We start from the raw sequence: 15,131 nt of genomic DNA on the forward strand, positions 1-15,131 counted from the left end.
CCTAATACCTTTTCCAGTATCCCGCTATCGTCAACGCCTGATAAGCGGTTGAACTTTATTATCAATAGCTTCTCGCGCACGGAAAATTCGTGAACGTACCGTGCCGACCGGACAATCCATGATAGCGGCTATCTCTTCATAGCTCAGACCATCAAGCTCCCGTAACGTAATTGCCATGCGTAAATCTTCCGGGAGCGACTCGATTGTGCGAAAAACGATTTGTCTCAGTTCTTCTGACAACATTAAGTTCTCAGGGTTCGAAATTTCTTTCAATGCGCCGCCACTTTCGAAGTTTTCGGCGTCGATTGCGTCCACATCACTTGAAGGCGGACGACGGCCCTGAGCGACCAGATAATTCTTTGCCGTATTGACCGCAATACGGTACAGCCAGGTATAAAAAGCACTATCTCCCCGGAAAGAATCCAGCGCGCGATAGGCCTTAATAAAAGACTCTTGCACCACATCAGGCACATCGCCTGACGGTACATAGCGGGAAACCAGGCTCGCCACCTTATGCTGGTAGCGCACCACCAGTAAGTTAAAGGCTTTCTGATCTCCCTTCTGGACCCGTTCAACCAGGACCTGGTCCGTTAACTGCTCGCTCATCCGAGGTAATGTCTCCCCAAACCTAAATTCCACGCGTTATCGAAACGCCACTCTAAAAATACCGCACTTTGAGCAAGCACCGAATTAGAGTGTCTGATCTTCAATAAGTTCCGTAACGCCTTTGTTTTTGTTCATCGCGCCGCAGACTGTTCATTTTCTCTCATTATAAGTCTGTTCACGATACGCACCACTTTCTGACAAGAAACATCTTTTTCCCGCCAGAAGAGTAACGCAACACAGGCTTTATTTCATCACAAAATCTGACGCTAACGATCTGCTTCGCAAAATAATTTCACTCATTTACCCTCCGTTTACCTCCGCTTACGCGTTTAGCCATTGCAACAGCCTCTAAAAAAAACGTGCGATATATCGCATTCGAGTGCTATTCTGACCCAACACTGTTTAGTAAATTAAACAACAATCATGAACACAACACCTGAACTCCATTGTGATGTACTGATCATCGGCAGCGGCGCTGCCGGTCTCTCTCTGGCGCTGCGCCTGGCCGAGCATCAAAACGTTATCGTTCTGAGTAAAGGACCGATAAGTGAAGGTTCCACGTTTTATGCCCAGGGTGGCATTGCCGCCGTGTTTGATGAGACAGACAGCATTGCTTCCCACGTCGACGATACGCTGATTGCCGGGGCCGGGATCGTGGATGCGCATGCCGCAGAGTTTGTCGCCAGCAATGCCCGCCACTGCGTGCAGTGGCTCATCGACCAGGGCGTATTGTTCGATACGCAGGTTCAACCCAATGGTGAAGAGAGCTACCACCTGACGCGCGAAGGCGGCCATAGCCACCGCCGCATCCTGCACGCAGCGGATGCCACCGGTAAAGAAGTGGAAACGACGCTGGTCAGTAAAGCGCTGAACCATCCTAATATTCGGGTGCTCGAGCGAAGTAACGCCGTTGATCTGATTATCTCAGACAAGATTGGCCTACCGGGCACGCGTCGCGTGGTGGGCGCCTGGGTCTGGAACCGCAATAAAGAGAAGGTGGAAACCTGCCAGGCGAAGGCTGTGGTGCTGGCCACGGGCGGCGCCTCTAAAGTGTATCAGTACACCACGAACCCGGACATTGCCTCCGGAGACGGTATCGCGATGGCCTGGCGCGCCGGCTGCCGAGTGGCGAACCTCGAGTTTAATCAGTTTCACCCAACCGCCCTGTTCCACCCTCAGGCGCGCAACTTCCTGCTGACGGAAGCCCTGCGCGGTGAAGGTGCTTATCTGAAACGCCCTGACGGCTCCCGCTTTATGCCGGACTTTGACGCCCGGGGTGAACTGGCCCCGCGCGATATCGTTGCCCGCGCCATCGATCATGAAATGAAGCGTCTTGGCGTGGACTGCATGTATCTCGATATCAGCCATAAGCCAGCAGCGTTCATTCGTCAGCATTTCCCGATGATCTACGAAAAGCTACTAAATCTTGGCATTGATTTAACGCGCGATCCGGTGCCGATTGTGCCAGCCGCCCACTATACCTGCGGTGGCGTAATGGTTGACGATCATGGGCGTACCGATGTCGATGGTCTATATGCTATCGGTGAGGTCAGCTATACCGGGCTTCACGGCGCGAACCGTATGGCCTCTAACTCACTGCTTGAGTGCCTGGTGTACGGCTGGTCAGCAGCGGAAGACATCGCGAAGCGCATGCCTTATGCCCGTGAAACAGAGCATCTGCCTGCCTGGGATGAAAGCCGCGTGGATAATCCGGACGAGCTGGTCGTGATCCAGCACAACTGGCATGAGCTACGGCTGTTTATGTGGGACTACGTGGGGATTGTGCGCACCACGAAACGCCTGGAGCGCGCCTTGCGCCGCATCACCATGCTGCAGCAGGAAATTGATGAGTATTATGCCAATTTCCGCGTATCCAATAACCTGCTGGAGCTGCGCAATCTGGTGCAGGTTGCCGAGCTGATCGTTCGCTGCGCGATGATGCGTAAAGAGAGCCGTGGACTGCACTTTACGCTGGACTACCCGGATCAGCTTGCTGAATCCGGCCCCTCGATCCTCGCCCCTCAGGTTTACATAAACAGATAAAACGCCTGGGTCAGAGCAGTGTAATCTTCGGAATAACGCTGGTCTGGCCCACGGATCACCATTCGGTCATTAAAGCATTCACCCTCTTTTGGCGAGAGCGCCAGCAGCACGCGGTGCGGCAGTCGTCCTTCCGTATCCGAAATATCGGTACGCAGCCGTAACGTCCAGCCGATCTCCTGCGCGATACCGATGAACGTGTTGCCGGTACTCTCAGGCAGGACCACGCAGAAAAAACCTTCTTCGGAGATGAGTTCCGCCGCACTGATGAGCAGCGCTTTATGATCGAGGGAGCCGGTATAACGCGCCTGTTCACGCTCGGGTGTCCCGCACTCAACGCCGGGCTCGTAGTAGGGAGGGTTACTGACGATCAGATCGTAACGCGCGGTTTGTTCAGGTGCCCAGGCCAGCACATCTGCGCATTCCACCTTCATTCGGGCTGCCCAGGGAGATTCGGCCATATTGTCACTCGCCTGCTCTGCGGCCTGAGCATCCAGTTCGACGGCATCGATGGTGACATGTTCTTCCGTACGCTGCGCCAGCATCAACGCCACCAGCCCGCTGCCGGTACCGATATCAAGAATACGCTTAACACCTGCGACAGGCGCCCACGCTCCCAGTAAAATACCGTCTGTACCGACCTTCATGGCACAGCGATCGTGAGCGACAAAAAATTGTTTAAACGTAAAACCATCGCGGCGCAGCTGCGCTTTGAGTTGAGACATGTCAGGGCAACCTTCTAAGTGAAACTGGAGTAGCATAGGGGAAAGCGAAGTGGCCGAAAAGCGATATCCATACAAACAGATGAAGATTACAGCCGTAACGTCTATAATCAGCGCCCCACACAGAGGTAGAACATGACTGTAACGACTTTTTCCGAACTTGAACTCGATGAAAGCCTGCTCAATGCACTTGAGAGCAAAGGCTTTACACGCCCGACCGCCATTCAGGCAGCGGCCATTCCGCCTGCGCTTGAGGGCCGCGATGTACTCGGTTCTGCGCCAACCGGCACGGGGAAGACAGCAGCCTATTTGCTGCCTGTGTTGCAGCATCTGCTCGACTTTCCACGTAAAAAATCTGGCCCGCCGCGTATTTTAATCCTGACGCCTACGCGCGAACTGGCCATGCAGGTTGCCGATCACGCGCGTGAACTTGCGGCAAATACCCATCTGGATATCGCCACCATTACCGGCGGCGTCGCGTACATGAACCACGCCGAAGTGTTCAGCGAAAACCAGGACATCGTCGTTGCGACGACGGGCCGCCTGCTGCAGTACATTAAAGAAGAGAACTTCGACTGCCGCGCGGTTGAAACGCTGATCCTCGACGAAGCCGACCGCATGCTGGACATGGGCTTCGCACAGGATATCGAGCACATTGCCGGGGAAACACGCTGGCGTAACCAGACGATGCTGTTCTCTGCCACCCTCGAAGGGGAAGCAATCAAAGACTTCGCAGAGCGTCTGCTGGAAGATCCGGTGGAAGTGTCGGCTACGCCGTCCACCCGTGAGCGTAAGAAGATCCACCAGTGGTACTACCGCGCGGACAACCTTGAACACAAGGTCGAATTGCTGAAACACCTGCTGAAGCAGGAAGATGCGCTGCGCACAATCGTATTTGTGCGTAAGCGCGAGCGCGTGCACGAGCTGGCTGAAATGCTGCGTAACGCCGGGATCAACAACTGCTATCTTGAAGGCGAGATGGCGCAGATCAAGCGTACCGAAGGCATCAAGCGCCTGACCGATGGCCGCGTTAACGTGCTGGTTGCCACAGACGTTGCCGCTCGCGGGATCGACATCCCGGACGTCAGCCACGTCATTAACTTCGATATGCCGCGCAGCGGCGATACCTACCTGCACCGTATTGGGCGTACCGGCCGCGCGGGCCGCAAAGGTATTGCTATCTCACTGGTTGAAGCACATGACTACCTGCTGCTGCAGAAAATTGGCCGCTATGTTGACGAGCCGCTGAAAGCGCGCGTTATTGACGGCTTGCGCCCAACCACACGTGCGCCGAGTGAAAAAATGACGGGTAAACCGTCCAAGAAAGCGCTCGCGAAACGCGCTGAGAGAAAAGAGAAAGAAAAAGAGAAACCGCGCGTGAAGCAGCGCCACCGCGATACCAAAAATATTGGTAAGCGCCGTAAGCCAAGCTCTGCCGCACCAGAGACGAAAACTGAAGAGTAAAAAAAGCCGGGGAAATCCCCGGCTTTTTTATTCCCCCCTGCTGAAGCCGTTACAGGCTTTCAGTAAAGGTACGGGCGATAACGTCGCGCTGCTGTTCTGGAGTCAGTGAGTTAAAGCGAACCGCATAGCCGGACACGCGGATAGTCAGCTGTGGGTATTTTTCAGGGTGCTCAACCGCATCCATCAGCGTTTCGCGGCGCAGTACGTTTACGTTCAGGTGCTGACCACCTTCGACGCGCACTTCCGGTTTCACTTCCATTGGAATTTCACGGTACTCGATTTCGCCCAGTTTGCTCACCGGCACGATTTCATCTTCAGCAAAACCCGCTTTCGCAACGACACAGCGCGCTTCGTTTTTCTCGCTGTCCAGCAGCCAGAAAGAATTGAGCAGATCGTCATTTGCAGCTTTAGTAATCTGGATACCTGTAATCATGTGTTGCCTCCCTAGGCTACATTAACTGATGTCGGCCTCTCGCGGCCAATTGGTAAAACCATTGTTTCTTGTGTGTATATATATCATTCACACTCCGGTGATTTATTGATTTAAATCAACAAAAACACCAACCATATAAAGAGTGTGGTTTAAATTTATTGTTTTAGATCAATTTCACAACCTTACCAATTCAACTTGTACTGCATCTTTTCAAAATAAATTTAGCCACTTAGCGCACATTTCAGCGTGTAATTTTGCTCACCGGGGTTAAACAGGTAAGCTAGTCACAGATTGAGATTCGCAGGAGAGCGAGATGACAACACCTTTAACCTGGCATGACGTGCTGGCAGAAGAAAAACAGCAGCCTTATTTTATCAATACGCTCAGCACCGTTGCCGCTGAGCGTCAGTCCGGACAGACGATTTACCCGCCGCAGAAAGATGTGTTCAACGCCTTTCGCTACACCGAACTGAGCGATGTGAAAGTGGTCATTCTGGGCCAGGATCCCTATCACGGCCCGGGCCAGGCGCATGGGCTGGCGTTTTCCGTCCGTCCGGGCGTGGCTATCCCCCCTTCTCTGCTCAACATGTATAAAGAGCTTGAGGGAACCGTGCCCGGTTTTACCCGGCCAAACCACGGCTACCTGGAAAGCTGGGCGCGTCAGGGCGTGCTGTTACTGAATACGGTGCTTACCGTACGGGCGGGCCAGGCGCACTCGCACGCCAGCCTTGGGTGGGAGACCTTTACCGATAAAGTCATCAGCCTTATCAACGAGCATCGTGAAGGGGTTGTGTTTTTACTCTGGGGATCGCATGCGCAGAAGAAAGGGGCGATTATTGACCGTCAGCGTCATCACGTGTTGAAAGCACCGCACCCGTCACCGCTGTCTGCACATCGCGGTTTCTTTGGCAGTAATCATTTTGTTCTGGCGAATGAATGGCTGGAAAAACGTGGCGAAACGCCGATTGACTGGATGCCTGTGTTACCGGCAGAGAGCGAGTAGTATTTGAATGTGCCGGGTCAGACCCGGCACAATAAGAGGCTTACGCTTTGTTCTGACGCCACCACTCGGCCAGCAGCACGCCGGTCGCAACGGATACGTTCAGACTTTCCACGTTGCCTGTTCCGTCGATAGAGACGCTCAAATCCGCACTCGAGAGCGCCGCGTCAGACAGACCATCACGTTCCTGACCTAATACCAGCACCATTTTACGCGGCAGCGTCGCTTTAAACAGCGGCGTACCGGCATGGCTCGAGGTGGTCACGATGGAATAACCCGCTTTACGGAACTGCTCAAGAGCATCCAGCACGCTGTCGCCGGTGATCGGCTGTACGTGCTCGGCTCCGCCTTCCGCAGTACGGATCGCGGCGCCGGACTCCAGCAGCGCGGCATCCTGCAACAGCACGCCTTTCACGCCAAAGTGCGCGCAGCTGCGCATCATTGCGCCCAGGTTGTGCGGGTTACCCACATCTTCCAGCGCCAGCACGCAGTCATCGGCATCCGCCTGGCTGACCCACTGCTGTACGGTCGTGCCGTTACGTTTTTTGATCAGGAAGCAGACGCCGCCGTGGTGTTCAGTACCGGAGGCTTTGGTCAGCTCGGCATCATCCACAACGTGGTAGGCTTTACGGTTCGCGGCCATCCAGCGCAGCGCTTCTTTAAAGCGCGGAGTCACGCTCTGGATGAACCAGGCGCGGACGATACACTCAGGACGGCTCTGGAACAGCGCCTGGCAAGCATTCTCGCCGTACACGCGGGTCTCTTCCGCACGCTGACGGCGCAGCACTTCCGGATCGATAAAGCTTTTACCGCTGATACCGCCGTGATCGGCTTTTTCCGGCGTCTCATCGCCAGGGGCGCGAGAAACGGTGCGCCACGGGGAGCCGTTATCGCGTGAGAAGTCATCACGCGGACGATCGTCGCGTGGACGGTCACTACGTGGGCGGTCGGAACGCGGACGGTCATCGCGTTTGCGATCGTCACGTTTGCGGTCATCACCGCGGGAATTTCTGTCATCGCGGGCGGGGCGACGGCCACCGTCTGCACGAGAAGACGCCGGACGCCCGCCACCTTTTCCGGTACGCGGATTTTGGGTGCGTTTATCAGAGTCATCATCACTGCGGACATACATCACTTTGACCTTGCCGCTTTTGTTTTTCATTTCGTCGTTCATGCTTTTCTCCACCAGCGCTGCGCGAAGCGCGCAGATTACCCGATGTGCCAGCGCATAGCCATAATTTCGTACAAAAGCCTGTGACTATTGTTCTCATTGAATAAAACGCATTGTTGTTTCAAACAGGCTCATTGATAATATGTAACATATTAGAAACATTATCGGCGTTCTGCCGCTGTCCCACGGCTCTATCAGAGGTTAGTTATGAATACCGTATGTGCCAACTGTCAGGCTCTTAACCGCATTCCGGACGATCGGATGGAAGATGGTGCGAAATGCGGACGTTGTGGCCATGAATTATTTGATGGCGAGGTCATTAACGCGACGGGTGCTACGCTGGACAAACTCCTCAAGGACGATCTTCCTGTCGTGATCGATTTCTGGGCGCCATGGTGCGGCCCATGCCGTAGCTTCGCGCCAATCTTCGAAGACGTGGCCGAAGAGCGCAGCGGAAAAATACGCTTCGTGAAGGTCAATACCGAAGCCGAACCCGAACTGAGCGCCCGTTTTCGTATTCGCAGCATCCCGACCATCATGATTTTCAAAAATGGTGAAGTGATCGATATGCTTAACGGTGCGGTTCCAAAAGCACCTTTTGAAAGCTGGTTAAACGAGTCGCTTTAACATTCACGGGGCACATCTTGTGCCCCGCTCCCGCCTCTGCGAAAATAGTGTTTTTCCTGCATTTCGCCCATGACTGATAACGCTGTTCTTCAATTACGCGCCGAACGCCTTGCGCGCGCTACCCGACCGTTCCTCGCCCGAGGCAACCGTATTCGCCGCTGTCAGCGCTGCCTGCTGCCGCTGAAGGTTTGTCTGTGCGAGACGCTGGCCCCGAGTACGGCGGAGAGTCGTTTTTGTCTGGTAATGTTCGATACCGAGCCGATGAAACCCAGCAATACGGGGCGTCTTATCGCCGATATTCTGCCGGATACCGCCGCGTTTCAGTGGTCCCGCACGGAGCCGCCTCAGGCCCTGCTCGATTTAGTGGCAAGCAAGGACTATCAGCCGATGGTCGTTTTCCCCGCGTCGTACGCAGGTGCGGATCGCCAGGTGCTTTCAGTGCCGCCATCCGGTAAACCACCGCTGTTTATTATGCTGGACGGCACCTGGACCGAAGCGCGAAAAATGTTTCGCAAAAGCCCGTATCTCGACGCACTGCCGGTGATTTCTGTCGATCTTTCCCGCGTCTCCGCCTACCGCCTGCGTGAAGCGCATGCTGACGGGCAATACTGCACCGCTGAAGTAGCCATTGCGCTTCTGGATTTAGCGGGAGATACCGCTGCGGCTGGGGCTCTTGGCAACCATTTCTCATGCTTCCGGGAGCGCTATCTGGCGGGAAAAACCGTTCATAAGGGCAGCGTCACAGCAGCCGAGACGGAAAGCGTTTAAAATCATCAGGTCGCTTGCATTCACAGGAGGCCTGCATGAGCCAGCGAGGGTTAGAAGCGCTACTTCGTCCTAAATCCATTGCCGTCATCGGCGCATCAATGAAACCGGATCGTGCTGGCTATCTGATGATGCGTAACCTGCTGGCCGGGGGGTTTAATGGCCCCGTCATGCCCGTCACGCCGGCGTATAAGGCGGTTCAGGGAGTGCTTGCATGGCCCGATGTACAGAGCCTGCCTTTCGTACCGGATCTTGCCGTACTCTGTACAAACGCGAAGCGTAATCCGGAACTGCTGGAATCGCTCGGCAAGAAAGGCTGTAAAACCTGCATTATTCTCTCGTCTCCGCCTGAACAGAAAGCCGAGCTTCTGGCCTGCGCCAGCCGCTATCAAATGCGCATTCTTGGGCCAAACAGTCTTGGCCTGCTCGCCCCCTGGCAGGGGCTGAACGCCAGTTTCTCTCCGGTTCCGATCCGCAAAGGCAAACTCGCGTTTATCTCGCAGTCGGCTGCGGTATCGAACACCATCCTTGACTGGGCGCAGCAGCGCGAAATGGGATTTTCCTACTTCATTGCCCTTGGCGACAGTCTGGATATCGACGTTGATGAGCTCCTGGATTTTCTGGCGCGCGACGGTAAAACCAGTGCGATCCTGCTTTATCTTGAGCACCTCAGCGACGCGCGTCGTTTTGTCTCGGCTTCGCGAAGCGCGTCGCGCAATAAGCCGATCCTGGTGATCAAAAGCGGACGCAGCCCTGCGGCACAGCGTCTGCTGCATTCGCATTCCGGCATGGATCCCGCCTGGGACGCCGCCATCCAGCGCGCGGGGTTGCTGCGGGTACAGGATACGCACGAGCTTTTTTCCGCCGTTGAGACCTTAAGCCATATGCGCCCGTTGCGCGGCGAGAAGTTAATGATTGTCAGTAACGGTGCAGCCCCTGCGGCACTCGCCCTGGATGAGCTGTGGCGGCGCTTCGGCAAGCTGGCAACGCTGAGTGAAGAGACGCTGCAGCGCCTGAAAGACGCGCTTCCGACCAGCGTGACGCCCGGCAATCCGCTTGATTTGCGCGATGATGCCAGCAGCGAGCGCTATATCAAGGCAATTTCCATTTTGCTGGATAGCCAGGATTTCGATGCGCTGATGATTATCCACTCCCCCAGCGCGGTCGCGCCTGGCAGCGAAAGCGCGCGCGCGCTCATTGACGCCGTGCACAATCATCCACGAGGCAAATATGTCACCCTGCTGACCAACTGGTGCGGTGAGTTTTCTTCGCAGGAGGCTCGGCGCTTGTTCAGCGAGGCCGGGCTGCCAACCTACCGCACGCCGGAAGGCACCATCACCGCCTTTATGCATATGGTGGAATATCGCCGCAACCAGAAACAGCTGCGTGAGACGCCGGCTTTGCCCGGGAATCTGACGGCGAACACCGTCGACGTTCACCGGCTTTTGCAGCAAGCCATTGAAGAAGGCGCGACGTCGCTGGATACGCATGAGGTCCAGCCCATTCTGGGCAGCTACGGGATGCAAACCCTGCCGACCTGGATCGCCAGCGACAGCGCTGAGGCCGTGCATATTGCCGAGCAAATTGGCTATCCGGTTGCCCTGAAGCTGCGCTCTCCGGATATCCCGCATAAGTCTGATGTGCAGGGGGTGATGTTGTACCTGCGAACGGCGACTGAGGTGCAGCAGGCCGCCGATGCCATTTTCGATCGGGTCAAAATGGCCTGGCCGCAGGCAAGGATCCACGGATTGCTGGTGCAAAGCATGGCCAACCGAGCTGGGGCTCAGGAATTACGGGTGGTGGTCGAACACGATCCCGTCTTCGGCCCGCTCATCATGCTGGGAGAAGGTGGCGTGGAGTGGCGTCCGGAGGAGCAGGCCGTGGTCGCATTACCGCCGCTGAACATGAACCTGGCGCGTTATCTGATCATCCAGGCGATTAAAAGTAAAAAGATCCGTGGCCGGAGCGCGCTGCGTCCGCTTGATATTGCCGGGCTAAGTCAGTTCCTGGTGCAGGTCTCTAACCTGATTGTGGATTGTGCCGAGATCCAGCGGCTGGACATTCATCCGCTGCTCGCCTCCGGCAATGAGTTTACGGCGCTGGACGTAACCCTGGATATCGCACCCTTCGAAGGAGACAGAGAGAGCCGTCTGGCGATCCGCCCGTATCCCCTGCAGCTGGAGGAGTGGGTTGAGATGAAGAATGGGGAACGCGCCTTGTTCCGCCCTATCCTACCGGAAGATGAGCCCCAGCTGCGGGCTTTTATCTCTCAGGTCACGAAAGAGGATCTTTACTATCGCTATTTTAGCGAAATCAACGAATTTACCCACGATGATTTAGCCAATATGACCCAGATCGACTACGATCGAGAAATGGCGTTTGTTGCCGTTCGCCGCTCCGAAAAGGGAGATGAGATCCTCGGCGTCACGCGTGCGATTTCTGACCCGGATAACGTCGATGCGGAGTTTGCGGTGCTGGTGCGCTCCGATCTTAAAGGCCTGGGTCTGGGAAGACGGCTGCTGGAAAAACTCATCAGTTATACGCGAGATCACGGATTGTTACGCCTCAATGGCATTACTATGCCTAACAATCGCGGTATGGTGACCCTGGCGCGAAAACTTGGGTTTGACGTTGATATTCAGCTGGACGAAGGTATTGTGGCTTTGTCCCTCAGTCTGACATCAGCAGACAAACGCGAGTAAGCTACTGGAAATGTTACCCACTTTGGACGGGACTGGTGGTATCATTGTCCGCTTATGTTGTTTGCATGGTACAGACAACCCTTCAATGAACAGAGAAGAAACGCACTGTGATGTTGTCAAAATTTAAGCGTAATAAACATCAACAACACCTTGCTCAACTACCGAAGATTTCTCAGTCAGTTGATGATGTAGAGTTCTTTTACGCTCCCGCTCATTTTCGGGAGACGCTTCTGGAAAAGATTGCCAGCGCCACGCGACGCATTTGCATTGTGGCGCTTTATCTTGAACAGGATGAAGGCGGGCGCGCGATCCTGAACGCGCTCTATGAAGCCAAACGTCAGCGGCCGGAACTTGATATTCGCGTACTGGTAGACTGGCATCGCGCTCAGCGTGGCCGTATTGGCGCTGCCGCGTCAAACACCAATGCCGACTGGTATTGCCGCACGGCGCAGGAAAATCCTGGCGTTGATGTGCCTGTTTATGGCGTCCCGGTGAATACCCGTGAAGCACTCGGCGTTCTTCATTTTAAGGGGTTCATCATTGATGACAGCGTGCTTTACAGCGGCGCAAGTCTGAATGATGTTTACCTTCATCAGCTCGATAAATATCGCTACGACCGCTACCATCTGATCCGTAATCCGCAGATGGCCGATATCATGTTCAACTGGGTTGATAAAAATCTGGTCCATGGCCGCGGCGTTAATCGCCTTGACGATCCCGAGCGTCCTAAAAGCCCGGAAATCAAAAACGATGTTCGCGCCTTCCGCCAGGAGCTGCGTGATGCGGTCTATCATTTCCAGGGTGATGCGAACAACGAAGAGTTATCCGTTACCCCGCTGGTAGGGCTCGGCAAATCAAGCCTGCTGAACAAAACGATTTTCCATCTGATGCCGTGCGCAGAACAGAAACTCACCATCTGTACGCCGTACTTCAACCTTCCTGCCGTGCTGGTGCGTAATATCATTCAGTTGCTGCGCGACGGTAAAAAAGTGGAAATCATCGTGGGTGATAAAACGGCAAACGACTTCTTCATTCCTGAAGATCAGCCGTTCAAAATCATCGGTGCGCTGCCTTATCTCTATGAGATTAACCTGCGCCGTTTCCTGAGCCGTTTACAGTATTACGTCAATACTGACCAGCTGGTTGTGCGTCTCTGGAAAGATGAAGACAACACATACCATCTGAAAGGAATGTGGGTCGACGATGAGTGGATGCTGCTGACCGGTAATAACCTGAACCCACGCGCGTGGCGACTGGATCTGGAAAACGCTATCCTGATCCATGACCCGCAGCATGAGTTAGCCGCAAAACGTGAACGTGAGCTGGAGCTGATTCGCACCCACACGACAGTGGTTAATCATTACCGAGAACTGCAGAGCATTGCCGATTACCCGGTGAAAGTCCGCAAGCTTATCCGCCGCTTACGTCGTATCCGTATCGACCGACTTATCAGTCGTATTCTGTAATATCCAGGCCCTGCCACCCGCAGGGCTTTTTTATGGGGCCCGTTGATGCGTATTCCTCTGTTACTGAGCGTCTTCTTCCTGAGTGGCTGTAGCCATATGGCCAACGATAACTGGTCCGGACAGGATAAAGCACAGCATTTCCTCGCTTCTGCGATGTTGTCCGCAGCCGGTAATGAATATGCGCAGCATCAGGGATACAGCCGGGATCGTAGCGCGGCGATAGGGCTGATGTTCTCAGTGGGTCTTGGGGCATCAAAAGAACTGTGGGATAGCCGCCCCGCAGGGAGCGGCTGGAGCTGGAAAGATTTCGCCTGGGATGTCGCCGGCGCAACGACCGGCTATGCCGTGTGGCAGATGGCGCGCTATTAAAGTCGAATACCTTTCCCTTTGCGATGCAGCATCAGGGAAACAACAAAGGCCAGTGCACCCATTATCGTTACGTACCAGAAGAATGTCGTTTCACTTCCCCATGATTTAAGCGACAACGCAACGTACTCCGCCGATCCGCCAAATAGCGCATTAGCCACCGCATAAGAGAGCCCTACCCCTAAAGCACGTACCTGCGCCGGGAACATTTCAGCTTTCAGTATCCCGCTGATAGAGGTATAGAAACTGACTATCACCATCGCCAGCATCACCAGTGCAAACGCGGCATAGGGCGAAGTCACATGCTGAAGGGCAGACAGAATAGGTACGGTACATAATGCCGACAGCCCGCCAAAAATCAGCATCGACGTACGTCGACCGATTTTATCCGAGAGCGCACCGATAACGGGTTGTATGAGCATAAAGACAAACAGCGCAACGGTCATGACTACGCTGGCGACATTTGCGTGCATGCCGGTAGTGTTCACCAGGTACTTCTGCATATAGGTGGTGAACGTGTAGAAACTGAGAGAGCCGCCCGCCGTAAAGCCGAGCACCATAAGGAAAGCTTTGCGGTTACGCCATAACCCTTTGAATGTTCCCGCCTCCTTCAGCATCCTGACCTCTTTCTGAGAGGTTTCATCTAGCTGACGGCGTAGCCAAAGTGCAACGACCGCCAGTACAGCGCCCATCGCGAAAGGAATTCGCCATCCCCAGGCATGAAGTTGTTCGTCCGTCAGAATCTGCTGCAGGATCACCACCACAAGAATGGCCAGCAGCTGACCACCAATCAGCGTGACATACTGGAATGAGGCGTAAAAACCTTTACGGCCTTCCAGTGCAATCTCACTCATGTAGGTCGCACTGGTACCGTATTCACCACCCACCGATAATCCCTGGAACAAGCGGGCCAGTAAAAGTAGCGCCGGTGCCCAGGTACCAATTGATTCATATCCCGGTAAGCAGGCGATCACCAGCGAGCCAAAGCACATCATACAGACCGAGATCAGCATGGAGGCCTTTCGTCCGCGACGATCCGCTATGCGGCCGAACAGCCAGCCCCCGATAGGCCGCATTAAGAAGCCTGCGGCGAAAACTCCTGCCGTTTGCAGCAGTTGCGTTGTGGTGTTGCCGGATGGGAAGAAAATATGTGCGAAGTAGAGTGAACAGAATGAGTAGACGTAAAAGTCGAACCATTCAACCAGATTCCCTGAAGAGGCGCTGATGATTGCCCATACCCTTCTTCGGGTATCACTGTGAGCCAGCGTCCCGTTTGATGTCATGCTTTCTGTCATTGTGATTATGCTCCTGCCATAAACTGCGGCGTATTGAGCCAGAAGACTCAACAACCTCGTAAATGAAATGTTATAATTTTGTTATAAATTACATTGAGACAGAGATCACACATTCCATTAGCAGGATAAGGGATTAGGAGAAAGGCCAGAGTGGGAAAGCACAAAGCAAAAAACCCCGCACCTTACGGTACGGGGTTCTTCTTAATTGATGCCTGGCAGTTCCCTACTCTCACATGGGGAGACCCCACACTACCATCGGCGCTACGGCGTTTCACTTCTGAGTTCGGCATGGGGTCAGGTGGGACCACCGCGCTAAAGCCGCCAGGCAAATTCTGTTAATCTGTATCAGGCTGAAAATCGTGTCTGTCTCTTCGCCAAAACACCTTCGGCGTTGTAAGGTTAAGCCTCACGGTTCATTAGTATCGGTTAGCTCAACGCATCGCTGCGCTTACACACCCGACCTATCAACGTCGT

14 protein-coding genes and 2 rRNA genes are annotated in these 15,131 nt (G+C 54.5%); 8 read left to right on the forward strand and 8 right to left on the reverse strand.

The features are described from left to right. Positions 1-30: 30 nt before the first annotated feature. Both rpoE and rseD read right to left on the reverse strand, forming a co-directional pair. Entirely contained in the window at positions 31-606 is a 576-nt protein-coding gene (gene rpoE, locus P349_RS09615; protein WP_006176728.1) for an RNA polymerase sigma factor RpoE, read from the reverse strand. After that, positions 603-686 carry a rpoE leader peptide RseD gene (gene rseD, locus P349_RS27050; protein WP_223605340.1) on the reverse strand — a complete coding sequence of 28 codons (84 nt, stop codon included), beginning with the start codon at positions 684-686 and terminating at the stop codon, positions 603-605. Before rseD ends, rpoE begins: the two co-directional genes overlap by 4 nt. A gap of 343 nt (positions 687-1,029) precedes the next feature. Between rseD and nadB the strand changes: the two genes are divergently transcribed. Next, a complete protein-coding gene (nadB, locus tag P349_RS09610) occupies positions 1,030-2,649 on the forward strand; it encodes an L-aspartate oxidase (RefSeq protein ID WP_032648658.1) in 1,620 nt (539 codons plus the stop codon). On the opposite strand, the gene trmN is transcribed toward nadB, so the two are convergent. Beyond that, positions 2,634-3,371, reverse strand: coding sequence for a tRNA(1)(Val) (adenine(37)-N(6))-methyltransferase TrmN (trmN, locus tag P349_RS09605; RefSeq protein WP_032640235.1), 738 nt, complete (start codon positions 3,369-3,371; stop codon positions 2,634-2,636). The two genes, nadB and trmN, sit on opposite strands and share 16 nt — an antisense overlap. A gap of 132 nt (positions 3,372-3,503) precedes the next feature. On the opposite strand from trmN, the gene srmB reads away from it, so the two are divergent. Continuing rightward, the gene (gene srmB, locus P349_RS09600) at positions 3,504-4,832 is read left to right on the forward strand and encodes an ATP-dependent RNA helicase SrmB (protein ID WP_023344704.1); all 1,329 of its coding nucleotides are present in this window, start codon (positions 3,504-3,506) and stop codon (positions 4,830-4,832) included. 49 nt (positions 4,833-4,881) lie between these two features. Here the strand turns inward: srmB and grcA are convergent, their stop codons facing one another. Further along, positions 4,882-5,265: an autonomous glycyl radical cofactor GrcA gene (grcA, locus tag P349_RS09595; RefSeq protein WP_008502190.1), complete on the reverse strand. Its 384-nt coding sequence runs from the start codon at positions 5,263-5,265 to the stop codon at positions 4,882-4,884. Between the two features lie 313 nt (positions 5,266-5,578). On the opposite strand from grcA, the gene ung reads away from it, so the two are divergent. After that, the gene (gene ung, locus P349_RS09590; RefSeq protein ID WP_023333064.1) at positions 5,579-6,268 is read left to right on the forward strand and encodes a uracil-DNA glycosylase; all 690 of its coding nucleotides are present in this window, start codon (positions 5,579-5,581) and stop codon (positions 6,266-6,268) included. Positions 6,269-6,308: 40 nt separating this feature from the next. On the opposite strand, the gene P349_RS09585 is transcribed toward ung, so the two are convergent. Beyond that, the gene (locus P349_RS09585) at positions 6,309-7,439 is read right to left on the reverse strand and encodes a tRNA/rRNA methyltransferase (protein ID WP_032648656.1); all 1,131 of its coding nucleotides are present in this window, start codon (positions 7,437-7,439) and stop codon (positions 6,309-6,311) included. Between the two features lie 204 nt (positions 7,440-7,643). On the opposite strand from P349_RS09585, the gene trxC reads away from it, so the two are divergent. The 5 genes from trxC to P349_RS09560 all read left to right on the forward strand — a co-directional run bounded on the left by trxC (position 7,644) and on the right by P349_RS09560 (position 13,365). Then, positions 7,644-8,063 (forward strand): thioredoxin TrxC, encoded by a 420-nt coding sequence (gene trxC / locus P349_RS09580; protein WP_024908614.1) that lies wholly within the window; start codon positions 7,644-7,646, stop codon positions 8,061-8,063. A gap of 69 nt (positions 8,064-8,132) precedes the next feature. Next, a complete protein-coding gene (locus tag P349_RS09575) occupies positions 8,133-8,831 on the forward strand; it encodes a tRNA-uridine aminocarboxypropyltransferase (protein ID WP_032648653.1) in 699 nt (232 codons plus the stop codon). Between the two features lie 35 nt (positions 8,832-8,866). Continuing rightward, on the forward strand, positions 8,867-11,530 hold the full coding sequence (locus tag P349_RS09570; RefSeq protein ID WP_032648652.1) for a bifunctional acetate--CoA ligase family protein/GNAT family N-acetyltransferase: 2,664 nt from the start codon (positions 8,867-8,869) through the stop codon (positions 11,528-11,530). Between the two features lie 110 nt (positions 11,531-11,640). Then, complete coding sequence (gene pssA / locus P349_RS09565) at positions 11,641-12,996, forward strand: CDP-diacylglycerol--serine O-phosphatidyltransferase (protein WP_032648650.1); 1,356 nt, start codon at positions 11,641-11,643, stop codon at positions 12,994-12,996. A gap of 45 nt (positions 12,997-13,041) precedes the next feature. Continuing rightward, positions 13,042-13,365 (forward strand): YfiM family lipoprotein, encoded by a 324-nt coding sequence (locus P349_RS09560; RefSeq protein ID WP_024908611.1) that lies wholly within the window; start codon positions 13,042-13,044, stop codon positions 13,363-13,365. On the opposite strand, the gene P349_RS09555 is transcribed toward P349_RS09560, so the two are convergent. The 3 genes from P349_RS09555 to P349_RS0124450 all read right to left on the reverse strand — a co-directional run. Next, entirely contained in the window at positions 13,362-14,657 is a 1,296-nt protein-coding gene (locus P349_RS09555) for an MFS transporter (RefSeq protein WP_024908610.1), read from the reverse strand. The two genes, P349_RS09560 and P349_RS09555, sit on opposite strands and share 4 nt — an antisense overlap. A 210-nt stretch (positions 14,658-14,867) precedes the next feature. After that, positions 14,868-14,983, reverse strand: a 5S ribosomal RNA gene (rrf, locus tag P349_RS09550). A gap of 69 nt (positions 14,984-15,052) precedes the next feature. Then, positions 15,053-15,131, reverse strand: a 23S ribosomal RNA gene (locus tag P349_RS0124450); the annotation flags it as partial.

The sequence above is a fragment of the Enterobacter sp. DC4 genome, from assembly GCF_000568095.1.
GTDB lineage: Bacteria > Pseudomonadota > Gammaproteobacteria > Enterobacterales > Enterobacteriaceae > Enterobacter > Enterobacter pseudoroggenkampii.